Below are 281 nucleotides of genomic sequence, written 5' to 3'. Positions count from 1 at the left end.
CACCTAGGTGCCTTTGCGCCCCGCGCGCGGTTCGAATGGCGCCATGAGTTCAACCAGGCCAGTCCGCAGTTGCTGGATTATGCCGATCTGGGCGGCCCATCGCAGTACAGCATCACCACCAATGACTGGCTGCGCGATGAACTCCAGTTCGAAATCGGCCTGGGGCTTAACCCCGGAGACGGCTGGACGACCGGGATCGACCTGGGTGGAAGGGGCGGGCCCGGCTCGCGATCGATGACGCTGCGCCTATCGGCGACAAAGAAGTTCTAAGCCGCCATCCG

The 281-nt window shown here is 63.7% G+C and carries 1 protein-coding gene; it reads left to right on the top strand.

The window, feature by feature from the left end; genetic code table 11:
* On the top strand, window positions 1-270 hold a 270-nt coding region (locus AC5RV1_RS21435), incomplete at its 5' end, for an autotransporter domain-containing protein (RefSeq protein ID WP_493995964.1).
* Window positions 271-281: the final 11 nt, after the last annotated feature.

It is taken from the genome of Arthrobacter sp. Hb9-2, from assembly GCF_059091165.1.
This window is presented reverse-complemented; position numbering and strand designations above follow the sequence as displayed.